The organism is Mycolicibacterium sp. CBM1 (assembly GCF_054073305.1).
The window spans coordinates 35,176-58,274 of sequence record NZ_JBSXPP010000001.1 but is presented as its reverse complement, the minus strand read 5'-3'; the positions used below and the strand labels follow the sequence as shown (position 1 = coordinate 58,274).

The window sequence follows — 23,099 nt, the reverse complement described above, 5'->3', positions numbered from 1 at the left end:
ACGCCTGCTCAGCGACTAGCGTATGCGGCCATGGAGGCACAGCGAGCCCAGAACAGCGCCGGGTCGGACAACCCGGACGGCTTCGGGGTCGCCGTGGTGCGCGAGGATGGCAAGTGGCGTTGCTCGGGAATGAATGCGAAGGCATTGACCAGCCTGAGTGCCGCCGAAACTGAGTTGCGAGAACTGCGCAGTGCCGGAGCGGTGTTCGGGCTGCTCGACATCGACGACGAGTTCTTCCTGATCGTGCGGCCCGCGCCGTCGGGCACTCGGCTGCTGTTGTCGGATGCGACAGCGGCGCTGGACTACGACATCGCCGCCGAAGCGCTGGAGACTCTCGACGCCGACATCTCCGCGGAGGATCTGGAAGATTCCGACCCGTTCGAGGAGGGTGACCTCGGGGTGCTGACCGACCTCGGTCTGCCCGAGGCGGTGCTGAGCGTGATCCTCGACGAAACCGACCTCTACGCCGACGAGCAGCTCGGCCGGATCGCGCGGGAGATGGGCTTCGCCGACGAGCTGGCTGCCGTGCTCGACCGTCTCGATCGGTGAGTTCGGGTTCTGACAGCGCGCTGATTCGCGCGGCTCTGGCGGCGGCGGGTGCGGCCGGTCCCGACGACGTGCCGATCGGGGCCGTGGTGTTCGCACCGGACGGCACCGAACTCGCCCGTGCCGCCAATGCCCGCGAACAGCTTGGGGACCCGACCGCGCACGCCGAGATCCTGGCGCTGCGGGCTGCAGCTCGGGTCTACGGCGACGGCTGGCGACTGGCCGGCACGACGATCGCGGTGACCGTCGAGCCGTGCACGATGTGTGCCGGTGCGTTGGTGATGGCGCGGGTGGCGCGGCTGGTGTTTGGGGCATGGGAGCCGAAAACCGGTGCGGCGGGATCGCTTTGGGATGTGGTGCGCGACCGCCGGTTGACGCACCGTCCGCAGGTGCGCGGTGGCGTGCTGGCCGACGAGTGTGCGGCGCTGCTCGAGGACTTCTTCGCTCGTCACCGCGATTTGGGTTAGCTCGGCTCCGAGACGTAAGCTCTTCGGCGGTGGCGTGTCCGAGCGGCCTAAGGAGCACGCCTCGAAAGCGTGTGACGGGTAACCCCCGTCCGAGGGTTCAAATCCCTCCGCCACCGCCATTTGGATGTTGCGGCCTCGTGCCGCCGACTGAAATCCCTGTACCGGGCCGGCTCCGGTATCAGGCTGCCTGGGTGGGTGATGTTGCCCGTCGCTTTGACGATCCTTACCGCAACTCACTTGCGCTCGCCAGCGCCCGATTAGTCGCCATTCCCAGGAACCTGACCTACCCTGGCGTGTCGGAGACGTAGTGCGGCAGGCGCCGACGTCATCGTGAATTGCTTGGGGGTAGTCGACTATGGCCAACACATCAGCCCGATCACGACGGTTGCTTTATGCCGCAATCGGTTTGGCGATTGCCGCGGCCCCGGCCGTTGCCGTGTTCAGCGGCATCGGCGCGCCCGCTCCCCGGCTGGCGGCGCAGTGCGCGGACAGTGACACCGAGGACAGCTTCTCGATGGACTGCGCGCCGACCGTCATCCCGGACACCAGCGACCAGCTCACCGAAGCCGAAGTGGCCGAGCCCGGCTTCAACGCGGTGCCCCATGACGGCGGTGGTGGCGGCGGCCACCACTGAGCATCAGCCCTTTCCGAGATCCTCGTTGAGGATCTGTTTCGCGGTGGCCAGATGGTCCATCGCCCGGCGTAGATAGTCCTGGTAGTTGGTGGCGTCGTCGAGCCTGCGGGTTTCGACGAATCGCAGGCACGCATGCGCGGCGATGTTCACGTCGTCGATCATGCGCTGCAGCTCGGCGGTCAGCTCTGGATCCGGGGTCGGTAGATCAGCCTGCAGGCCGATCGCGTCGGTGTTGTGCAACCTCCGGCACCCAGCGCGCACGCCGGCGTCGTCACCGCGGTCGACCGCCTCGGACACCTGCTGCAGGGCCTGGGCGGATTCTTTGAAGTGATCGCCGGCGCGCAACTGCCAGTCCCACATCGCCGCGGCGAGCGCCGAGGTGGTGGTCGTCGTGGTGGTCGCAGCGGGTGCCGGCGTCGGCGTCGCATCGACGCCGGCGGGCGTGTGGGCCAGCACCACCATCGCAGCCACCAGCATCCCCAGCGCCCCCAGCGACGCGATGCCCAGCACCACCCCGACCACTACCGGCGGGTGCCGGCGGGAGGACCGCTGGAGAGCCATGCCTCAGACTGCGCCGCCGACGAACGCACGGCACAGGGTATTTCGGCCCGAACCCCCGGGCGGTGTGACGAACCGATCTAATGGGCACTCGGGGGAGAACCGACGCGGAGGACATCGATGGAGCTCATATCACCGGCCGACTCGATGTTTCTCTTGGCCGAGACCCGCGAGCACCCCATGCACGTCGGCGGTCTTCAGTTGTTCGAACCGCCCGAGGGCGCCGATGTGGAATTCCTGCGCGATATCTACGCGTCGATGCTGGCCTTCGAGGACGTCCAGCCGACCTTCCGCAAGCACCCCGGTCAGCTGCTCGGCGGGATCGCCAACCTCACCTGGTCTTTCGACCGCGACATCGACCTCGAATACCACCTGAGGCGCTCGGCACTGCCGTCACCCGGCCGGGTGCGCGAGCTGCTGGAGTTGACCTCCCGGCTGCACGGCAGCCTGCTCGACCGCCATCGGCCACTGTGGGAAGCCCATCTGGTCGAAGGCCTCAACGACGGACGATTCGCGGTGTACACCAAGGTCCACCACGCGTTGCTCGACGGTGTGTCGGCGATGAAGCTGATGCGCCGCTCGCTGTCACCGGACCCGCTCGAGACACACATCGACGCGCCGTGGAGCATGGCGCCCTCACAGCGCACCAGGACGATAGCTCGTTCGTCGAGGGTCGGTGACCTGGTGCGGCTGGCCGGCACCGTCGCGGGCCTGGGGCCCTCGGCCGTCGGCCTGGCTCGCGCCGCCATCGTCGAACAGCAGCTGACCCTGCCCTTCGCCGCGCCCAAGACGATGTTCAACGTGCCGATCGGCGGCGCGCGGCGCTGCGCCGCGCAGTCCTGGCCGATCAAACGCGTCGTCGCCGTCAAGGACGCCGCCGGGGTCACCGTCAACGACGTGGTGCTCGCCATGTGTGCCGGCGCGCTGCGGGCCTACCTCATCGAGCAGGACGCGCTGCCCGACCGACCGCTGATCGCGATGGTTCCGGTCAACCTCCGCTCCGAGGAGGACGCCTCCAGCGGCGGCAACCTGGTCGGCGCGATCCTGTGCAGCCTGGCCACCGATATCGAGGATCCGGCGCTGCGCTTGGAGACCATCCGCACCTCCATGCTGGGCAACAAGGAGGTCTTCTCCCAGCTGCCGCGATTGCAGCAGCTGGCGTTGTCGGCCTTCAACATGGCGCCGTTGGCGCTCGGCCTGGTGCCTGCCCTGGCCTCGGCGGCCCAGCCGCCGTTCAACATCGTGATCTCCAACGTGCCCGGTGCACAGGAGCCGCTGTACTGGCGCGGGGCCCGGCTGGACGGCAACTATCCGCTGTCGATCGCGCTGGACGGTCAAGCGCTCAATATCACCCTGTCGAACAACGCCGACAATCTCGACTTCGGCCTGGTGGGCTGCCGCCGCAGCATTCCGCATCTGCAGCGGCTACTCGGGCATCTCGAAGACTCGCTGGCCACGCTGGAACGGGCGGTCGGGGTCTGACCGGCAAGAAAGCGGCGGCGACCCCTCGGGGCGCCGCCGCTTCGTCTCGTCGCGCCGCTAGGGGCAGCTGACCTCGATCTCGAAAGGCTTGGTGACCGGCTGCATGGGGTTGGCCATGTCCACGCCCGTCGCTGTCCCGCTGATCTTGTAGTTGTTGCCGTCCTTGGACGCGGTGGCGTTCGCGCCGCCGGGCACGCCTTCCTGGTAACCCAGGGTCACGCCGTTGACGTTGCCCAGCCCGACCGAGTGGACGACCGAGGCGTCGGGGGAAATCACCGCCGCGATTCCGGTGGCGGCCTCGCCGATGGCGATATTGAAGTTGCCGCCCGCCGTCGCGCAGACAACCTGGCCCTGGATGTTCTGCGGCTGCCCGTCAATGGTCACCTTGGCGTTGCCCGCACCGGAGGTCGCGTTGGGCGATTCCGACGCGCTGGAGCTGGCGCTCGATGCGGAGGAGGATGCCGAGCTGCTCGACGACGACGCCTCGGTCTTCTTCTCGTCCTTGGAACAGCCGGCCAATCCGGTCACCACGATCGCGGCGCCGGCAATGGTCACCACCAATGCATGCTTCACCAAACTCCTCCTTAACTCCTGATGCGACCCGTCGGCACTGGCGGGTCATCGAATGAAGTATGGTTCGCCGTATTGGGCCGGTGGCGGAAACGACCGAAATTCACGGCTCAATGTGAACGGCCGTTACGGTGCCCTGTGCTGCACAAATGCCCTTCCCGGCGATGAAAGTCGGTATCTTCACGCCATGCAGACTTTGCGCACACCCGACGACCGGTTCGCCGAAATTCCCGAATTCCCGTATCGGCCGAATTATTGCGAGATCGACGACTCCGAAGGTGGCCGACTGCGCGTCGCGTGGGTCGAGGACGGGCCCACCCACGCCGACCCGGTCCTGATGCTGCACGGCGAACCCACCTGGTCGTTCCTGTACCGCACGATGATGCCGCTCGTCGCCGCCGCTGGCTACCGGGTGATCTGTCCGGATCTGGTCGGCTTCGGCCGCTCGGACAAGCCGGCTCGCATCGAGGACCACAGCTATGCTCGCCATGTCGAGTGGATGCGGGCGCTGGCCTTCGACGTCCTGGGGCTGCAGCGGGTGACGCTGGTCGGGCAGGACTGGGGTGGGCTCATCGGTCTGCGGCTGGCCGCCGAGCATCCCGAGCGCTTCGCGCGCATCGTCGTGGCCAACACCGGGCTGCCGACCGGCGACGTCGACATGCCCGAGATCTGGTGGCAGTTCCGCACCGCGATTCAGAGCGCCCCGACGGTCGACGTCGGCCGGTTCGTCGAATCGGGTTGCCAACGCCCGATGCGTGACGATGTCCGAGCGGCCTACGACGCCCCGTTCCCGGACGACAGATTCTGCGCCGGCCCGCGGGCCATGCCTGCCCTGGTACCCACCGCGCCGGACGACCCCGCCGCCGAAGCGAACCGACGGGCGTGGGCGGTGCTGACGGCCAGCCAGACACCGATGCTGGTGGCGTTCAGCGACGGCGATCCGATCACCGGTGCGATGGGACCGATCTTCCGCCAGACGATGCCCGGCGCGCAGGGCATCGAGCACCCCACGGTGCACGGCGCCGGGCACTTCATCCAGGAGGACGCCGGTCAGGAGCTCGCCGAACACATCGTGAGGTTCCTCGGATAGCGCTGGTCAGCTGCGCTGGTTAGATGTCTGGGTGCCTCCGTTCTTCACCGTCGACACCGAACTGACCGGACGCCGGGGACGCACCGGGGTGATCCACACCCCGCACGGCGACATCCACACCCCGGCGTTCATCGCCGTCGGCACCAAGGCATCGGTCAAGGCCGTACTGCCCGAGACGATGCGCGAGCTCGGTGCGCAAGCCGTGCTGTCCAACGCCTATCACCTGTACCTGCAGCCGGGCCCCGACATCGTCGACGAGGCGGGCGGCCTCGGTGCGTTCATGAACTGGCCGGGGCCGACGTACACCGACAGCGGCGGATTCCAGGTGCTCTCGCTCGGTGCCGGATTCCGCAAGGTGCTGTCGATGGACGCCAACCGAGTGCAGGCCGACGACGTGATCGCCGAGGGAAAACAACGCCTAGCTCATGTGGACGACGACGGCGTGACGTTCATTTCCCATCTCGACGGCTCGACGCACCGGTTCACCCCCGAGGTGTCGATGCAGATCCAGCACAAGATCGGCGCCGACATCATCTTCGCGTTCGACGAGCTGACGACGTTGGTGAACACCCGTGGCTACCAAGAGGAATCGGTGGTCCGCACCCACGACTGGGCGGTGCGCTGCCTGACCGAACACCGGCGGCTGACGGCGCAGCGCCCCGAGCGTCCCAGCCAGGCGCTGTTCGGCGTGGTCCAGGGAGCCCAGTACGAGGACCTTCGTCGGCAGGCCTGCCGTGGTCTGGCGAGCATCGCGGACGCCGACGGTCGCGGGTTTGACGGCTACGGCATCGGGGGAGCGCTCGAGAAGCAGAACTTGGCCACGATCGTCGGCTGGTGCACCGATGAGCTACCCGATGACAAGCCGCGGCACCTGCTCGGTATCAGCGAACCCGACGACCTGTTCGCCGCGGTTGCCGCCGGAGCCGACACGTTCGACTGTGTCTCGCCGTCGCGGGTGGCGCGCAACGCCGCGGTGTATTCGCCGACGGGCCGGTTCAACATCACCGGGGCGCGCTACCGGCGCGACTTCACCCCGATCGACGCCGAGTGCGACTGCTACACCTGCGCGCACTACACGCGGGCCTATCTGCACCACCTGTTCAAGGCCAAGGAGATCCTGTCCGCGACGCTGTGCACCATCCACAATGAGCGGTTCACCATCCGTCTGGTCGACCAGATCCGCGCCGCCATCGGGGCCGGCGACTTCGACGAACTGCGCGACCATGTGCTGGGCAACTATTACGGGCATTCAACGCGTGCACAATAAATAGATGACGGTCGCCGAGTCGCAAGCGCTGCTGCTGAAACTGCTCGATCCGGCCAACCGGGCCGACCCGTACCCGGTCTACCGGGAGATCCTCCAGCGTGGCCCCCTACAGCTTCCCGACGCCAACCTGCACGTGTTGTCGGGATTCGCCGACTGTGACGAGGTGTTGCGCCACCCCGACGCCTGCAGCGACCGGCTCAAGTCCACCGCCGCGCAGCGCGCCATCGCCGCCGGTGAACAACCCCGGCCGTTCGGCACGCCGGGATTCCTGTTCCTCGACCCGCCCGATCACACCCGGCTGCGCCGACTGGTCAGCAAGGCGTTCTCGCCGCGGGTGGTCAAAAGCCTCGAACCCGACATCAGCGCGATGGTCGACGGGCTGCTTGACGCGGTGGCCGAATCCGGTGAATTCGATGCCGTCGCCGAGCTGGCCTACCCGCTGCCGGTCGCGGTGATCTGTCGGCTGCTCGGCGTGCCGATCGAGGACGAGCCGCAGTTCAGTTCGGCATCAAGCCTTTTGGCGCAGGGCCTGGATCCCTTCGTCAGCTTCACCGGTGAAGTTCCGCAGAACTTTGCCGAGCGCCTTGAAGCGGGACTGTGGTTGCGGGGCTACTTGCGCGAACTGCTCGAACAGCGCCGAGCGCAACCGGCGGACGATCTGATGTCGGCGCTGATCGCCGTGGAGGAATCCGGTGACCAGCTGACCGAGGACGAGATCGTCGCAACCTGCAACCTGTTGCTGATCGCGGGCCACGAGACCACGGTGAACCTGATCGCCAACGCCGTCCTGGCAATGTTGCGCCACCGCGAGCATTGGACGGCGCTGAGCGAGGATCCCGGACGGGCGGCCGGGATCGTCGAAGAGACGTTGCGCTACGACCCGCCCGTGCAGCTGGCCGGCCGGATCGCCGGCGCGGACATGGTGATCGGGCAGGCGCGAATCGCCAAGGGCGACATCATGATGCTGCTCTTCGCTGCGGCCCACCGGGACCCGGCCGCGGTCGAGCGGCCCGACGAGTTCGATCCGCGACGCGATGCGATTCGCCACCTCGCATTCGGCCACGGCCCGCACTTCTGCCTCGGGGCGCCACTGGCCAGAATGGAGGCCGCAGTGGCGTTGTCGGCGGTCACCAAGCGCTTCCCGAATGCCGAGCTGGCCGCTGAGCCGGTGTACAAGCCGCATGTCACGTTGCGGGGAATGGCCCGACTCGACGTCGCCGTCTAGCCTCCCGGCCGACGGACCGTACTTCGCTGAATATCGATGGTCGTCCCGCCGAGACGGCCGCGGACCCGGCGCAAAGGTGCTATGACTGGGGCGGAAATGCGCTGGGCCTCGATGTACGGGGAGCGGGGGACGGATGTCGCGTATCAGCAATCGGGGGGGCTCCGTCGGGCCGCGGGTTCGCCGCCGCGCGCTGCCGGTGGTCATCTGGCTTCGAGTAGGGGCTACGGCGGCGGGGATAGGGCTGGCACTGGTCGCCGCGCCGGGGGCGGCGCTGGCCGACGAGGGCGCGGCCGCTTCGCACTCGACGACGACCTCGCACCAGGGGCCGGCTGTCGGGTCGACGGGGCGCTCCGCGCCGGCGGCGGCACGCTCGGCCAAGAAGGCGCCGACCGCACGGCGAGTCACCCTCGCCGCTGTCCCGTCGACCCAGCGCCGGGCAGTGGCCGGGACGGACAGCGCGGCCACCACATCGCAGGCGTCTACCGCAGGCGCGAAAGATGTTGTTGGACAGGCGCACAGCCGCCGTGCTGAGTCCGCCCCGGCATCGACGGTGCGGGCGGCAGCCACCGTCGCGATCCCCACCCCGGTGGCCGCAACGGCGTGTACCGCCTGCGCCATGTCGTCGATCGGCCTGGGGCTGCAGCAGTTTCTGACCAGCACCGCCAACTGGCTGGCCGGCTTCCCGGCCAACCCCGTCACCGACCTGCTGCAGGGCGCGGTCTGGCTGGTCCGGCGCACCTTGTTCCCGGCCAGCGTCGGTGTGGTGACCAATCCCATCCAGATCCCGCTACAACTGGTGGACGTGTGCCTGGACGGACAAGGCTCCGACGGAAACTGCACGGGCGTGACCCTGCAGCGGCTGGGCATCTACGTGACGCTGGGGTCCGGCAATCCGATTCCGCAGTTCTTCGAATTCGACACTGGTGCTGCGGGTTTCCTCGCTGCCTATGCCTCCGACGACCCGACGGCCTCACCGTGGTGGGGCTCGTCGGGCGTCACCACCGGTGAGCCCGTCACTAAATCGTTCGACAGCGGCCTGGCCTATGAGGGCACCGCGGCCACCACCACGGTGGCGTTCTACGCGTCGCAGACGAGCACCACACCGCTGCTGTCCACCGGCAACGTCCTGGTCGGTCAGATGGACAAGATCACCGCCGTCGAGGGTGGCAAATCGACGACGGTGTGGACTCCCGACGGTGCCGTCGACGGCACGGCGCCCATCGACAGCACGTTCTACGGTGATTTCGGAGCAGCGCCGAGCTACGAAGGTAACGGGATCACCAGCCTGCTCAACGAGTTGACCTTCGCCCGAGGAGTGCAGCCCGGCTATCGGGTGCACGTCGATCCCGTCACCGGCCAGGCATGGTTGCAGATCGGCCTCACGCAAGCCGACTTGCGGGATCCGTCGGGTCTGTTCTTCTCGATGGTGCCCGACCCCGCGGCCCCGGGTTCGGCGACGGCCCCCAACAGCAACACCCGCTTCTACTCCCCGCAGCTGTTCGATGCGGTGGTCAACATCGTCGACACGTTCGGAACCAACCTGCTCTCGGCTGTACCGGTCGGCATCACCCCCGACACCGGCGCGGATGCGACCTTGCACAACACCAATCGGAGTTCGCAATCCGACGCGATCGCCTATGCGGGCGTCACGATCACGTCCTCCGACGACGCCAACGTGGGGCGCCTGGCCAGTGGCCTGGACTTCTCGCTGACGGGAACCACCACCAGCGGAACGTCGGTCACCTATTTCCCGTTCGTCACCGGTACCGCTTTGGCGGGTGGGCGGGTGGACGTGCAGAACGGAGTGTCCGACAAGGACGTGTACTACTTCAACGCGGGAATCTCGCTGTTCTTCGCCTACGACGTGGTCTACAACATGGGCACCGCTGCCGGCGGCGGCACTCTGGGCCTGATTCCCCAGTTGATCCAGTGAGCCGGCGAAGGACTGACGACATGAGCGCGCAGCACCGCAGGATTCGCCGGCACGTCGCGCCGTACGCCTGGCTGGGCGTCGGCGCCCTTGCTGTGGCTGGCGGCGTGGCGATCGCGAGTTCCCCTGCCGCCCAGGCTGATAACGGATCTTCGTCAACCGTCGATCACAGTGGTGCGCACGCTCGTTCCGCCAAGTCGGCCCGGCCGGCTTCGGGGCCGAAGGCCCCGAAGCGCACCGCCGTCACCGCAGTTCCCAGTCTGCGGCTGGCGACGCCGTCGGCGGTAACTTCCTGGACTCCGGGAAGTGTGCTCTCGGTCTTCGTCTCCAACGGCACGGCCGAGCATCCCGACGCCGGGATCCTGATCGGCAACGGCTACAGCTACGACGCGGGACGCTGCCCGGGAACCACGACCTGCAATGGCGGGCGGGCCGGCCTGCTGCTCGGCGCCGCCGGCAACGGGTGGAACGGCGGCAACGGCGGCAACGCCGGACTGTTCGGAACCGGCGGAGCCGGCGGCGCCGCATCGGTCACGGGAACCGGCGGCCAGGGTGGCCGCGGTGGTCTGCTGTACGGCGACGGCGGTGCCGGTGGTGACGGCGGTGATGGTGGCGCCGGGGGAGCGGGTGGTCAGGGCGGCGGGCTCTGGGGTAGCGGCGGCGCGGGCGGTAAGGGCGGCCACGGCGCGGCGGCGGGCGATGCCGGTGCGGCTGGCGGGCAGGGCGGAAACGCCTCACCGTTCGCCTTGTGGGGCAATGGCGGTGCCGGTGGGCAGGGTGGCAACGGCAAGGACGGCCAGAAGGGTTCCGACGGCACCGATCTCGACGGCTCGAAGAAGGACGGCGGAGACGGCGGGTCGGGCGGAAACGGCGGTCAGGGTGGCGCCGGCGGAAACGGCAGCTGGATCTTCGGGGTGGGTGGCGTCGGCGGCAAGGGTGGCAACGGGGGCAGCGGACGCGAGGGCGGCCGCGGCAAAGACGGCAAGGACGGTACGGCCGCCGGTGCGGACGGCGAGGACGGCTCAGACGGCGGCAACGGCGGCAACGGCGGGGCGGGTGGTGCCGGCGGAAATGCCGGATCGAGCCGAGTGTTGTTGGTGGTCAAGCTATCCGGTATCGCCGGAGACGGTGGCAACGGCGGCAGCGGTGGCAAGGCCGGTGAAGCCGGCAAGGGGGGTCGCGGCGCCGACGGTGACGCCACCACGCTCGACGGCGGCGACGGTGGCAAGGGCGGTGACCCCGGCCTGGCAGGGGATGCCGGCGCCGCCGGCCAGCCCGGCGCCGGTGCCGGCGCCCACGCCGGCAGCGCCGGGGCGGGTGGGATTTGGCTGACCTCGGGTGGGGACGGCGGCCGAGGCGGCGACGGTTACGGCACCGGCCAGACCGCTGCCAAGGGCGGCCGCGGCGGTCACGGCGGTGACGGTGGCTCGGTCGGCAACGGTGGTGCCGGTGGCAACGGTGGTGACGGCGGACCCGGTGGCGACGGCGGTGACGGTGGTCACGGCGGTAAGGGCGGGACGGCGCTCGGGGACGGCGGTGCCGGGGGTGCCGGCGGGCTGGCCGGAGTGGGCACCAACGGCGCCGGCGAACTCCAGGTCGTCACCACCATCACCGGTGTCAAGACACCGCAAGGGGTCGCGGCCAGCCCGGATGGCAACCTGGTGTTCGTCGCCGATTCCGGTAACAAGCGGGTGCTCGTTCTCGGGACGGTGACCAACAGCAACGCCGGTGAGATCACCGGTATCGACAGACCTTTCCAGATCGCGGTCACACCGAACGGCGCCTACGCCTACGTCACCCGCACTGACGGGAAGCTCTCCGTCGTCGCCGTCACACTCGACGTCGCGGCCACCTATGGGGGTTTCGACTCACCCGCCGGCGTGGCCGTAACCCCCAATGGCGCAACGGCTTACGTCAGCAACTCGGGCGGGAACTCGGTGTCGGTGATCGACACCGCCAAAAACCAGGTCACCCAGACCATCACCGGCTTCGACACCCCGGTGGCCATCGCGGTCAATCCGGTCGGCCCCTATGCCTACGTGGCGGATTCCGGCAACGGCAAGGTACGGGTCATCGACACCACCACCAACCAGATCGCCGCCACCATCGACGGTCTCGGCGTTCCCAACAGCATCGCGGTCGGCCCGCAAGGGCGCTACGTGTACGCCACCGACTCCGCGGCGGGCACGGTGACGGTGATCGACGCCGCGAACAACTACGCGATCGCCGCAACGATCGAGGGCATCGTCAGTCCGACCGGGATCGCGGTCAGTCCGGATGGCAGCCGGGTCTATGTCACCAACACCAACATCGCGTTGAGTGCAGGCCAACTGACGGTCATCGACACGGCCACCAACACGATCTCCGACATCATTACCGGTCTCGACGGGCCGGCTGCAGTGACTGTCACCTCGGAGGGCACCGTCTACGCGACCAACAACACCGGCGATTCGGTGTCGGTCATCGGGCGTTCCGGCGGAAGCGCGGGCGGTCAGGGCGGCATGGGCGGCAACGGCGGTGACGCCCGTTCGCAGTTCGGCGACGGCGGCGCCGGTGGCACCGGTGGTGACTCTCTGTGGTTCTCTGGCACCGGTGGGGACGGCGGTGACGGCGGGAACGGCGGCGCGCTGGGCAACGGCGGTGCAGGCGGAGATGGGGGCAAGACCGGTCCTGACGGCGTCAAAGGCCACCACGGCAGCAGCGGCCAACCGAGCGCTGCGGGTTAGCGGGTTGTGGCGGTACGGTGAAGGTCCCGGTGACGACGACCAGACGGTGGCGACGGTGAATGCGACTGACCCGCAGGGGTATTGACGATGCCCGAACTCTGTCGAACCTCATGAAAAATATTACGAGACAACGGTTGTGGTCTCAGTGCGTCGTAGCGACCGTCGTCGTGTGCGCGGGCGGAGCCGTCGCCCACCAGGCTGCCCAACCGGCCGAGACAGTGGCCGATTGCTTTCAGCGGGGCGGCTACAACCCGGCGCCGTGCAGCACGACCAGCAGCACCACCGCGACCACTTCAGCCGCGAGCGATTCCCCGACGACCAGCCCATCGCAGAACAGTTCGTCGAGTGTGGCGTCGGAGTCCAGTAGCCCACCCGATTCGGGGGTGTCGGCGTGTCAGAACCAGGCCGCCATGGGCAACGCGATCGGTTTGCAGCCGGGTCGGTGTCCGGCCAGTGCGGGTGGTACAGCGGTGGATTCGGGGGTGTCGGCCTGTCAGAACCAGGCGGCAATGGGAATCGCGATCGGTTTGCAGCCGGGGCAGTGTCCGGCCAGTGCGGGTGGTACAGCCGTGGATTCGGGGGTGTCGGCCTGTCAGAACCAGGCCGCTATGGGCAACGCGATCGGTTTGCAGCCGGGCCGGTGTCCGGCCAGTGCGGGTGGTACAGCGGTGGATTCGGGGGTGTCGGCCTGTCAGAACCAGAGCGCTATGGGCAACGCGATCGGTTTGCAGCCCGGTCAATGCCCACCTAGTTCGCGAAGCTGACGCCGATCACCCGGTCAGTTCGTCGATCACCGCCCGCGCCGCGCGTTCACCCGCGTCGACCGCACCCTCCATGTATGCGCTCCAGTAGGTCGCGGTATCGGTTGATGCCCAGTGGATCACACCGATCGGCGCGGACAGCGCCGGACCGTAGCTGGTCCACACGTGCGGGCCGTGGTTGGCGTTGTAGCAGCCGCGGGTCCACTGCCGGTCGGACCATTCGCCGTCGACGTAGAACTCCGGCTTGGCGGCCTTGCCGCCGTAGTGGCGCACCAGCTCGGCGGTCAGGGCGGCCTGTCGTTCGTCTTCGGGCAGCCGGCCGAAGGTCCGCGCCTGGTCACCCTCGAGGAAGAGCAGGATCACGCCGTGGTCGTTTCCGGGAATGCAGGTGTCGTTGGACATCCGGGCCGGACCGAGTTCGGAGATCAGCTGGCCATTCAAACCGTCTGTGCGCCAGAAGGGTTCGTCGTAGACGAAGAACGCCTTCATGGCCGAGCCGTTCGGCAGCCGCTGGGTGAGCTGATCGCGAACCCCCGGCAGCGGCGGGTCGTACATGATGCGGCCGGCGAGCGTCGGGGAGATTGCGACGATGACCCGCCGTCCGCGTGCCGCCAGTCCGCCGCGGCAGCGCACGGTGACGCTGTCGGCGGTGTGCTCGATCAGCTGTACGGGGACGTTGAGCACGATGCGATCGGAGATCAGAGCGGCCAGCCGGCGCGGGATCTCGCTGGTGCCTCCGACGAACCGAGTGGTCTGTGCGCCGCCTTCGGACTCGGCGAACAGTTCTGATGTCACACCGCAGGTCTGGATGGTGAACAACAGGTGCAGGAACGACACTTCGGCGGTGGGCACCGCCAGGATGCCGACCGTACAGATCTCCAGCAGGGTACGGGCCACCGGCGAAAGCCGCTGGGCGTCATACCAAGTGCCTGCGGTGATGGCGTCCCACTCGGCGGCGCGCGCGGCCAGCCACGGAGCTTCCACCGGAACCTGGGCCGCCAGCTCGTCGAGATCGCGCAGCACCCGTTCCAGCTCGGCCAGCTCACCGGCGAACCGGGCATGGAATTCGTTCTCCCGCAGGACACCGGTCCCGCCCAACTCGTAGGACGTCTCACCGTCCTCGTATTGCGGGAACGTCTCCACCCCCAGTTCGGCTGCCAGCCGGAACATCCGGTGGTGGGTGTCCCCGATCCACTGGGCGCCCAACTCGACCGGCAGTCCCGGCATTGCCTCCTCGGTCAGGATGCGCCCACCGACACGTTCGTCGGCCTCCAGTACCAGTGGAGTCAGCCCCGCGGCGAGAACCGTCCTGGCGGCGATCATCCCGGACAGTCCCGCGCCGACGATGATGACATCGGCGTCGATGTCTGTAGCGTTCGGCATGGGAGACACTCTGACACAAGGTGGCCCCGCCGAACTGCTAAAGGGGGTTGAGCACCCGCTCGAGGAACTGCCGGGTGCGCGTTTCCTTAGAGTCGGCGATCACCGCCAAGCGTTGCGATCAAACCGGTTGGTACGTCCACGGCTCGCGTGGCAGCCGGGCCGGATCGAACTGCGCGAGCAGCTCGCCCATGTCGGCGGACGGCCAGCCCAGCGACTCGGTGATCACCGCGAACGCTCGCGGCACGCCCAGTTCGGCCAGAGTCACCGCCCCGTCCCGCTTGGCCAGTCGTTTGCCCTCGGTGTTGAGTGCCAGCGGCACGTGGGCGTACGTCGGGGGCTGGTGGCCCAGCAGTGCGGCGAGGTAGGCCTGCCGCGGTGCGGACGACAACAGGTCGTCGCCGCGCACCACTTGGTCGATGTCGGCGGCCGCGTCGTCGACGACCACCGCGAGGTTGTAGGCCGGGACGCCGTCGCCGCGGCGTAGGACGAAATCGTCGACCAGTCCGGTGTAGCTGCCGTGCAAGAGGTCGGTCACGGTGTACTCGCTGATGTCGGTGCGCAGCCGCAGCGCCGGCGGCCGTAGTTCGCGCCGGGCGGCGCGTTCGGCCTCGGCGAGGTCCCGGCAGGTGCCCGGGTAGGCTCCTTCCGGAGCGTGTGGTGCGTGCGGTGCGCTAAGTATTTCTCTTCTGCTGCAATAGCATTCGTAGGTCAGGCCGCGTTCGGTCAACAGCTCGACGACGGTGTCGTAGCGCTGGCGCTGCCGCGACTGCCATTGCGGTTCGTCGTCCCAGGTGACGCCGATGGCGGCGAGGTCGGCGAGCTGGCGGTGCGCCACCTCGTCATGGGTGCGGTCGTCGAGGTCCTCGATGCGCAGCAGGAAGCGGCGGCCGGTCGCGCGGGCGAACAGCCACGCCAGCACGGCGGTGCGCAGGTTGCCGATGTGCAGGTCGGCGGACGGGCTGGGCGCGAACCGGCCTGCGCCCACGGCATGGCTGGCCACGCCCGCAATCTAGCGCAGTCGCTGTCGTCGCGGTCCCGCGGCGCGGTCTCGTCCATCTTCGCGTAGTACTTCGCCAGGTGGCTCTTGACGCGGTCGATGTCCTTGGCCGGCAGGTCTATCCCGCCGCGGGAGCCCTGCATGATCGCTCAGGCCGCCATCACACCGCGCGGCACCGCAGTCAGCGTGTCATCGACGACGTCGGCGATCAGCAGCTTGTAGGCGGTGAAGTTGTCCTTGTTCTCCGTTGTCGTACCAGACGTGCGCGTCGCGGTACTTCTCGTTGGGCTCGTCGGTAGCGTCGGCCCACGCGCCCACGCGTTTCTCGGCGGCGCCGTTGCATTTGCGGTCGCGGTCGGCCAGCGGGAGATCCTGGAATGGGGTCACTGACGTGGTCAAGGCGTGCCCGCGGCCGCCGTGATGTAAACGGGTGGCTCCTGCCTCAGGTGGCCAGACCCGGAATGATTTCACCGAGGCTGAACGTGACCGGCCGCTCGAGTTGCTCGTAGGTGCACGAACGCGGGTCGCGGTCTGGGCGCCAGCGGTTGAACTGGGCGGTGTGGCGGAACCGCTCACCTTCCATGTGGTCGTAGCGCACCTCGACGACCCGTTCGGGGCGCAGCGGCACGAAGGAGAGATCCTTGCCGGCGTTCCATCGGGACCCGGCATTCTTCTGCGGTGTGCGCTCACCGGCTTCGTGGGCGGCCCAGTTCCACGGGTGAACTTCGAAATCAGTTATCAGGGAATGTAATTCGGTGAACAGTCGGCGCCGCTCGGCCATCGGGAAGGCGCCGATGACACCGACCGACGCCAGCGTTCCGTCGTCTTTGTAGAGGCCCAGCAACAGCGAACCGACGGCCTCGTCGCTCGACTTGTGCACCCGGTAACCGGCCACCACGCAGTCAGCGGTCCGCTCGTGCTTGATCTTGAACATCACCCGCTTGTCGGGCTGGTAGGTGACGGCCAGCGGTTTGGCGACCACACCGTCGAGCCCGGCCCCTTCGAACTCGTCGAACCACCGCTGCGCGGTGTCCAGATCGGTGGTGGCCGGGGTGACATGGAAGTACGGGCCGCAATCCGCCAGTGCCGCCACCAGCGCGGCGCGGCGGTCTTCGAACGGGCGGCCGGTGTAGTCGTCGTCGCCGAGGGCCAGCAGGTCGAAGGCGACGAACGAGGCCGGCGTGCGTTCGGAGAGCATCCGTACCCGCGATTCGGCGGGATGGATGCGCTGCTGCAAGGCGTCGAAATCCAGTCCGTGCTCGGTGGCGATCACGATCTCGCCGTCGATCACGCACCGCGGCGGCAGCTCGTCGAGCGCGGCGCGCACCAGTTCGGGGAAGTAGCGTGTCATCGGTTTCTCGTTGCGGCTGCCGAACACGACCTCGTCGCCGTCGCGGAAACACACCGAACGGAAGCCGTCCCACTTGGGTTCGTAGGACGCCCCGGCGGGGATGGTCGGCACCGATTTAGCGAGCATCGGCGAAACCGGCGGCATGACGGGCAGATTCATCGGTTCATTCTCGTCTCGTGCGCGGTAGCTTCGACGGTAGTTTCGGAGGGGTGAACGGACTTCCATCCAACCCGGCGCGGTGATGGCGGCCAAGGCCGAGGAACTTGACGTTGACGGTGTCGCCGTCCGGCTCACCAACCGCGACAAGGTGTACTTCCCCCGACTTGGGGCGGGCGGCACCAAGGGTGCACTGGTCGAGTACTACCGGACGATGGTGGCCACCGGAGGGCAGGAGCGAAGCGACCCGGGAAAAGGAACCGGAGGGCAGGAGCGAAGCGACCCGGGAAAAGGAACCGGAGGGCCGTTGCTGAGCGCGCTGCGGGACCGGCCCACGCACCTTCAGCGGTTCCCGGACGGCATCGAGGGCGAGGAGATCTACCAGAAGCGGGTGCCCGAGAAGCACCCGGACTATCTGCACACCTGTCGGGTGACGTTCCCGTCCGGGCGCACCGCCGACGCCTTGAAGGTCACCCATCCGTCGGCGGTCGTGTGGGCCGCACAGATGGGCACCGTCACCTTTCACCCCTGGCCGGTTCGCTGTCCGGACACCGACCACCCCGACGAGTTGCGGGTGGACCTCGACCCACAACCGGGCACCGGCTTCTCCCATGCCCGCACGATCGCCGTCGACATCCTCAAACCGCTGCTCGACGAACTCGGGCTGGTCGGCTACCCGAAGACCTCGGGCGGCCGCGGCGTGCACGTATTCCTGCGGATTCGCCCCGATTGGGACTTCATCGCCGTGCGGCACGCCGGCATTGCGCTGGCCCGTGAACTCGAGCGTCGGGCACCGGACCTGGTCACCACCTCCTGGTGGAAGGAGGAACGCGGAACGCGGGTGTTCGTCGACTACAACCAGAACGCCCGCGATCGGACCTTCGCCAGCGCTTACTCGGTGCGCGCCACCCCAATCGCCACCGTGTCCACGCCGTTGACATGGGAGGAACTGGCCGGAGCCAATCCCGACGACTACACCATCGCGACGGTGCCCGCCCTGGTCGGCGAGCGCGGTGACCCGATGGCGGGTTTGGATTCGGTGGCCCAGTCGATCGATCCGCTGCTAGCGATGGTGGCCGCCGACGAGGAGCGCGGTCTCGGCGACCTGCCCTACCCGCCGAACTATCCGAAGATGCCGGGCGAACCCAAAAGGGTGCAGCCCAGCCGAGACACCGACCGCAGGTCATAGCCGGTCGGAGTTAGTGCCACCCGGGCAAGTTCGGCCGCGCATTCAGCTCTTATAAGAGATTCATAGGTTGTTAGGGTGCGGGTTGTCCATCGCCGTCCCGTTCACCTGTGATAGACACTCAGCAAATTGCGGCTGTGACGATCAGCCGCGGACGCCTGCACACCTTGGGGGAAGCGATGAGGCAAACCGACCGTCGGAAACGCCGCCGCCTCCAGCCTTACTCGTGGTTGGGCGCCGGCGCCGTCACGCTGGGAGTGGGTGCCGCGCTGATCGGTGGCACTGCGGTGGCCTATGCCGACACCGGCTCCAGCACGGACTCGTCGTCGAAGTCCACCGCGCACTCGGCCCGCAGCAGCCATGTCGCGTCGTCTGCCACGAGCACAAGCAGCTCGACATCGACATCGACATCGACGGCCTCGACGGCCTCGGCGGCGGCATCAACGACCTCGACAACGACCTCGACGACCTCGGCGACGACTTCGGTCCGGGTTGCGAACGCGACGTCGGGACTGGCCCATTCCGCGCGAACCGCGACCGAATCCACCAGCGCCGACTCGTCGACGCAGAGCTCCACCGACACGACTGCCACCGACAGCACTGCCACCGACACCACCGCGACCGACAGCACCACCGCGACCGACAGCACTGCCGCCGACACCACCGCGACCGACAGCACTGCCGCCGACACCACGGCGACGGCATCGGCGACGACGGACGAGGCGGCCACGAGCGACACGCCCAACGACGAGTCGTGGCTGCCGTCGTCGGGCATCGTGGCCGGTGTCGCAGTGGACCTGGCTCAGGAGCTGATCGCCGAAGCTCAGTCGCTGCTGACCGAGCAGACCTGGGGGAGCGGCAACCTGTTGGCGGGACTGGCTGCGATCGTGCCGCAGGTGCTGCTCGCCCAGGCGGCGCTGTCGCTGAGCACCTGGGAGACGGCGACCCCGACGGCCCAGGCGTGGTATGCCGACACCGCCGGTATACCGATCGTGCATCAAGTGAGCGGTCTCGTCCTGTTGGGGGCGTTGCTGCTTCCGACGCTGGCCACCACCGCGCTGAACAGCACGGATTTCTTGCTGCCGCTGGTCGGTGCCTTCGAATCGTCCGGGACGGTCACGACGGTCGAGAACCTCGTCAGTACGGCCGCCGAGAACGGCCGTGTCTACGGCGTCGTTCTGGTGACGATGAAAGCCGGCACCGAGCCGGTGGTCTACATCTCGGTCAACGGCGGGCCGAGTGTTCCCGTGCTCGTCGACACCGGGTCGTCCGGGCTGGTGCTCACCTCGTCCTCGGTCAACATGGACGGGTTGGTTGCCACCGGTTCGGGGTCGGTGACCTACAGCGGTGACGTCAGCCAGACCTTCGACTACAACGAATACACGACAACGGTCAATTTCGGGAACGGCATCGTCACCAACCCCACCACCGTCGACATCATCGTCGACGAAGCCGAAAGTGACGCGTGGCTGAGCCTCTGGAGCACCGGCGGCTTCGTCGGCATTCTGGGCATCGGCGCCAACTCCTACGGGCCGGGCCCGAGTGTGCCGACCGCGGCGCTGACCGGGGAAATGAGCGACGGCGTCTTTCTCTACCAGGGACTGTTCTTCGGGCTGGCCGGTGTGATGGTGCTGGGGCCCAATCCACTGCCGGTTCGGGCGTCGGTGACGGGCGCTTCTATCGCCTATGTCGACGTCAAGACCAACAACACCACGACGCAGGACGTCAGCGCGATTATCGATTCCGGCGGCGTGTATGGGACCTGGTACACGTATCTGGCGGTAGGCACCAAGGTCTCGGTGTACTCCTCCGACGGCACCTTGTTGTACTCCTACACGATCACATCGACGAACCGGCCGACCGTAATCTCGTCGGGTCTGATCAACACTGGTTACATCGCATTCCAACAGGGTCCGGTCTACATCGACTACACCGCACCGAATGGCGTTGGGGCGACGGATTTCGACTACGCCTGATGGCGTGCCGCCCCGCGGGCCTCGTGCGCGTCAGTGTTAGATCAGCAAACTCGCCGCTGACGTTTTCGGTAATTCGCGAAAGCGAAGTTACCTGAGCGTTACCCTCCCTGCAGGCACAGTGGCTGTTTGCACGGAGGGGCAGGGGATATGGGCGCTTCGAGGTTTGTGGGCCGGGTCGGTGGATTGGCGGTGGCCCTCGGGGTCGGCGCGGCGGTGTTCTCCACCGGATACGGCGTGGCCTGGGCGGAGACGGGCACGGGCGCATCGGCGGCGGGGACGAATTCCAGTTCCTCGGAGGGCAACAGCGCCGCCTCGGGCACGTCCGGTTCGGGTTCCGCGGCGTCGGCGCGATCCTCCCACGCCACCGGCACCTCGAAGCGGGCGTCGGCCGGCGGGTCCGGTCAGGTGGTCGGCACCGGTGGCGCGAAGTCTGGCTCCAAGCGCGCTGCCTCCGCTGTCGGGCAGCTCCGAACCACGTCGTCAGTGTCGGCGCAGACCACCACTTCTTCTGTTGCTTCGGCAAACAACTCCGGATCGTCGTCGGCGGCCGCCGACACCACGAACTCCGCCACCTCGGCAGCTTCGTCGGTGGCGTCCGCGGCCAGCGCGGTCACCGTTACCACGCCAGTCTCCCTCCCGTCGGTGCCGAGCCCGGCCACCATCTCCGGTGTGCTGACCACCGCGCTGCACGATGCGCTGGACCCGCTCACCGGGAATCTGCCCACCTTGCCGGCCGAGAACCCCTTGGCGCTGGCTTTCGCCGCCCTCACCCGCCGCGAAACATCTAGCACCACAAGCAATTCGGTGGGCTCAGCTCTGACATCCACCTCGTCGCTGACGATCGGCACCAACCCGATCGCCGTCGCGCCGGTGCTAACCGTCGTCGACGGCATCATCAACGGCACCACCGGGGCCACAGCGCCAACGGGAACGACGTTGACCTACACCGTGATCAGCGGGCCGAGCGCGGGCGGCAAGATCACCTTCTCCAGCACCGACGACTCGAACTACGTGCTGGGCAACTTCACCTATCTGCCCAACCAGTCGGTGCTGACCTCGGGCAACGAACAGTTCAAGATCCTGGTCGCCGAGAAGACGCAATTCGACAAGCTGCTCGAAGGCATCCCGATCGTCGGCGGGGTGGTGCCGCAGATCCTCGTGGTGCTGCACCAGACCCCGGTGCTCGGTGACCTGCTCGCGCCTCTGATCGGGTATTCGCAGATCGCCACGTTCAACTCCAATACGGTGCTGCCGGCCACCGACCCGGTCGCCTACACGTACAAGATGACGTCCTTCGACGGCACCTTGATCAGCGTCAACTGGTTCCCTGCCTCGGGACTCACCGGCTCGGACACCAAGCCGACGATCCTGGACGGTCCGGGTCTGGCCAGCCCCGGTCAGACCGACCCCTACACGCAGTACGGCATCGACGGGCTCACGCCGGGCGTCCAACAACTGCGCCAGAACGGCTACAACGTCGTCACCTGGGACCCGCGCGGCGAGTTCGCCTCCGGCGGCGTTCTGCAGCTGGACAATCCCTTCTATGAAGGCCGCGACGTCGCCGCGATCGTCGACTGGGTGGCCGGACTGACCAACTCCCAGCTCGACAGCCCCGGCGATCCTCGAGTTGGCATGGTCGGCGGTTCCTACGGCGGCGGCATCCAACTCACCAGCGCCGCCACCAACCCCAAGATCGACGCGATCGTCCCGGGCATCGCCTGGAACTCACTGAACAACTCGCTGTATCCCGATGGTGCCTTCAAGACGTCGTACGCATCGCTGCTGCTGCTGTCGCTGGTCTTGTCGGGGGCGCGGATCAACAACCAGATCTACCTCGGCATCGCCACCGGCGATCTGTTCGGGGTGCTCAGCCAGACCGCCCAGGCGGTGCTCAGCAGCAGCGGGCCCACCTCGCTGCTGAACCAGCTGCAGGCGCCGACACTGCTCATCCAGGGCACCGTCGACGTGCTGTTCACCCTGCAGCAGGCGATCGACAACGCGCAGACCATCACCGCCAATCCCTATGGCACTCCGGTGAACATGATCTGGTTCTGCGGCGGCCACGGCGTGTGCCTGACCAACGACGGCGACGTCAACCCCAACCTGGCCTCGACGTTCGCCTGGCTGGACTATTACGTCAAGGACGGCAACACAACCGGGACGCCGGACATCCCCACATTCCAGTACACCGACCAGAACGGCGATTGGTACCAGGCGGACACCCTGCCTTCGTCCGAAGCCTTCTATGGAACGCCCTACCAGGCGGTGACCAATGCCTCCGGCGGGACGCTGGGCATCGTCCCGATCCTGGGCGGCTCCGGGCCCGCGCCCCAGGCGTCGATCCCCTATTCGCTTGGCTTGGCGTCCAGGGCCCGCAACGCCATCAACGTCGAGGTCGCTACCCAGGCCGGCGCGCAGTACGTTGGCGCACCGACCGTGAGTTTCGACTACTCCGGCATCGGCACCAACCGGTTCGTCTATGCCCAGTTGGTGGACAACAAAACCGGATTGGTGGTGGGCAACTTGGTCACCCCGGTCGCGGTGACCATGGACGGCAGGACCCACACGGCCTCGATCAACATGGAGAACATTGTCTACACCGTCTCCGATCCCGACGTCGACAATCTGACCCTGCAGATCACCAGCTCGGCCACGGCGTACGAGAATTTCACCGCGTACGGCGTCATCAACATCTCCAATATCAACCTGACCTTGCCGACACCGGCGGTGGTCACCCCCGAGCCGTAAGAGCTCAGACGCGGAGCTGCCAGTCCGGGTCGAGCGTCTGCCCCTT

20 protein-coding genes, 1 tRNA gene and 1 pseudogene are annotated in these 23,099 nt (G+C 67.6%); 13 read left to right on the top strand and 9 right to left on the bottom strand.

The window, feature by feature from the left end; genetic code table 11:
* Window positions 1-30: 30 nt before the first annotated feature.
* The 4 genes from ACXDF8_RS00290 to ACXDF8_RS00275 all read left to right on the top strand — a co-directional run bounded on the left by ACXDF8_RS00290 (window position 31) and on the right by ACXDF8_RS00275 (window position 1,647).
* Window positions 31-549, top strand: coding sequence for a tRNA adenosine deaminase-associated protein (locus ACXDF8_RS00290; RefSeq protein WP_457221251.1), 519 nt, complete (start codon window positions 31-33; stop codon window positions 547-549).
* Window positions 546-1,013: a nucleoside deaminase gene (locus tag ACXDF8_RS00285; protein WP_457221250.1), complete on the top strand. Its 468-nt coding sequence runs from the start codon at window positions 546-548 to the stop codon at window positions 1,011-1,013. Before ACXDF8_RS00290 ends, ACXDF8_RS00285 begins: the two co-directional genes overlap by 4 nt.
* A 28-nt stretch (window positions 1,014-1,041) precedes the next feature.
* Window positions 1,042-1,132: transfer RNA gene (locus ACXDF8_RS00280), tRNA-Ser, on the top strand.
* Window positions 1,133-1,368: 236 nt separating this feature from the next.
* The gene (locus tag ACXDF8_RS00275; RefSeq protein ID WP_457221249.1) at window positions 1,369-1,647 is read left to right on the top strand and encodes a hypothetical protein; all 279 of its coding nucleotides are present in this window, start codon (window positions 1,369-1,371) and stop codon (window positions 1,645-1,647) included.
* A 3-nt stretch (window positions 1,648-1,650) separates the two neighbouring features.
* On the opposite strand, the gene ACXDF8_RS00270 is transcribed toward ACXDF8_RS00275, so the two are convergent.
* Window positions 1,651-2,208: a hypothetical protein gene (locus ACXDF8_RS00270; protein ID WP_457221248.1), complete on the bottom strand. Its 558-nt coding sequence runs from the start codon at window positions 2,206-2,208 to the stop codon at window positions 1,651-1,653.
* A gap of 117 nt (window positions 2,209-2,325) precedes the next feature.
* On the opposite strand from ACXDF8_RS00270, the gene ACXDF8_RS00265 reads away from it, so the two are divergent.
* Window positions 2,326-3,687, top strand: coding sequence for a WS/DGAT/MGAT family O-acyltransferase (locus tag ACXDF8_RS00265; RefSeq protein WP_457221247.1), 1,362 nt, complete (start codon window positions 2,326-2,328; stop codon window positions 3,685-3,687).
* 57 nt (window positions 3,688-3,744) lie between these two features.
* On the opposite strand, the gene ACXDF8_RS00260 is transcribed toward ACXDF8_RS00265, so the two are convergent.
* A complete protein-coding gene (locus ACXDF8_RS00260) occupies window positions 3,745-4,260 on the bottom strand; it encodes a lipoprotein LpqH (protein ID WP_457221246.1) in 516 nt (171 codons plus the stop codon).
* A 184-nt stretch (window positions 4,261-4,444) separates the two neighbouring features.
* On the opposite strand from ACXDF8_RS00260, the gene ACXDF8_RS00255 reads away from it, so the two are divergent.
* From ACXDF8_RS00255 to ACXDF8_RS00235, 5 genes are all read left to right on the top strand, one after another.
* Window positions 4,445-5,347: a haloalkane dehalogenase gene (locus ACXDF8_RS00255; protein ID WP_457221245.1), complete on the top strand. Its 903-nt coding sequence runs from the start codon at window positions 4,445-4,447 to the stop codon at window positions 5,345-5,347.
* Window positions 5,348-5,378: 31 nt separating this feature from the next.
* Entirely contained in the window at window positions 5,379-6,614 is a 1,236-nt protein-coding gene (tgt, locus tag ACXDF8_RS00250) for a tRNA guanosine(34) transglycosylase Tgt (RefSeq protein WP_457221244.1), read from the top strand.
* A 4-nt stretch (window positions 6,615-6,618) separates the two neighbouring features.
* On the top strand, window positions 6,619-7,839 hold the full coding sequence (locus ACXDF8_RS00245) for a cytochrome P450 (RefSeq protein ID WP_457221243.1): 1,221 nt from the start codon (window positions 6,619-6,621) through the stop codon (window positions 7,837-7,839).
* A 133-nt stretch (window positions 7,840-7,972) separates the two neighbouring features.
* The gene (locus ACXDF8_RS00240) at window positions 7,973-9,772 is read left to right on the top strand and encodes a hypothetical protein (protein WP_457221242.1); all 1,800 of its coding nucleotides are present in this window, start codon (window positions 7,973-7,975) and stop codon (window positions 9,770-9,772) included.
* A gap of 20 nt (window positions 9,773-9,792) precedes the next feature.
* Window positions 9,793-12,495, top strand: coding sequence for a YncE family protein (locus ACXDF8_RS00235; protein ID WP_457221241.1), 2,703 nt, complete (start codon window positions 9,793-9,795; stop codon window positions 12,493-12,495).
* Between the two features lie 770 nt (window positions 12,496-13,265).
* On the opposite strand, the gene ACXDF8_RS00230 is transcribed toward ACXDF8_RS00235, so the two are convergent.
* From ACXDF8_RS00230 to ACXDF8_RS00215, 4 genes and pseudogenes are all read right to left on the bottom strand, one after another.
* Window positions 13,266-14,639: a flavin monoamine oxidase family protein gene (locus tag ACXDF8_RS00230; RefSeq protein ID WP_457221240.1), complete on the bottom strand. Its 1,374-nt coding sequence runs from the start codon at window positions 14,637-14,639 to the stop codon at window positions 13,266-13,268.
* A gap of 118 nt (window positions 14,640-14,757) precedes the next feature.
* Complete coding sequence (gluQRS, locus tag ACXDF8_RS00225) at window positions 14,758-15,639, bottom strand: tRNA glutamyl-Q(34) synthetase GluQRS (RefSeq protein ID WP_457221239.1); 882 nt, start codon at window positions 15,637-15,639, stop codon at window positions 14,758-14,760.
* Window positions 15,640-15,668: 29 nt separating this feature from the next.
* A pseudogene (locus ACXDF8_RS00220) lies at window positions 15,669-16,023 on the bottom strand (hypothetical protein); the annotation flags it as partial.
* A 55-nt stretch (window positions 16,024-16,078) separates the two neighbouring features.
* Entirely contained in the window at window positions 16,079-17,146 is a 1,068-nt protein-coding gene (locus tag ACXDF8_RS00215; RefSeq protein WP_457221238.1) for an ATP-dependent DNA ligase, read from the bottom strand.
* 82 nt (window positions 17,147-17,228) lie between these two features.
* On the opposite strand from ACXDF8_RS00215, the gene ACXDF8_RS00210 reads away from it, so the two are divergent.
* On the top strand, window positions 17,229-18,332 hold the full coding sequence (locus tag ACXDF8_RS00210; protein WP_457221237.1) for a DNA polymerase domain-containing protein: 1,104 nt from the start codon (window positions 17,229-17,231) through the stop codon (window positions 18,330-18,332).
* 289 nt (window positions 18,333-18,621) lie between these two features.
* Here ACXDF8_RS00210 and ACXDF8_RS00205 read toward each other — a convergent pair whose 3' ends face one another.
* On the bottom strand, window positions 18,622-19,104 hold the full coding sequence (locus ACXDF8_RS00205) for a hypothetical protein (protein WP_457221236.1): 483 nt from the start codon (window positions 19,102-19,104) through the stop codon (window positions 18,622-18,624).
* A gap of 1 nt (window position 19,105) precedes the next feature.
* Here ACXDF8_RS00205 and ACXDF8_RS00200 point away from each other — a divergent pair, with 1 nt between their 5' ends.
* Entirely contained in the window at window positions 19,106-20,305 is a 1,200-nt protein-coding gene (locus ACXDF8_RS00200; RefSeq protein WP_457221235.1) for a PecA family PE domain-processing aspartic protease, read from the top strand.
* A 98-nt stretch (window positions 20,306-20,403) separates the two neighbouring features.
* Here ACXDF8_RS00200 and ACXDF8_RS00195 read toward each other — a convergent pair whose 3' ends face one another.
* Complete coding sequence (locus ACXDF8_RS00195) at window positions 20,404-20,670, bottom strand: hypothetical protein (protein ID WP_457221234.1); 267 nt, start codon at window positions 20,668-20,670, stop codon at window positions 20,404-20,406.
* Window positions 20,671-20,706: 36 nt separating this feature from the next.
* On the bottom strand, window positions 20,707-20,928 hold the full coding sequence (locus tag ACXDF8_RS00190) for a hypothetical protein (protein ID WP_457221233.1): 222 nt from the start codon (window positions 20,926-20,928) through the stop codon (window positions 20,707-20,709).
* A 19-nt stretch (window positions 20,929-20,947) separates the two neighbouring features.
* Between ACXDF8_RS00190 and ACXDF8_RS00185 the strand changes: the two genes are divergently transcribed.
* Entirely contained in the window at window positions 20,948-23,053 is a 2,106-nt protein-coding gene (locus ACXDF8_RS00185; RefSeq protein WP_457221232.1) for a CocE/NonD family hydrolase, read from the top strand.
* Window positions 23,054-23,099: the final 46 nt, after the last annotated feature.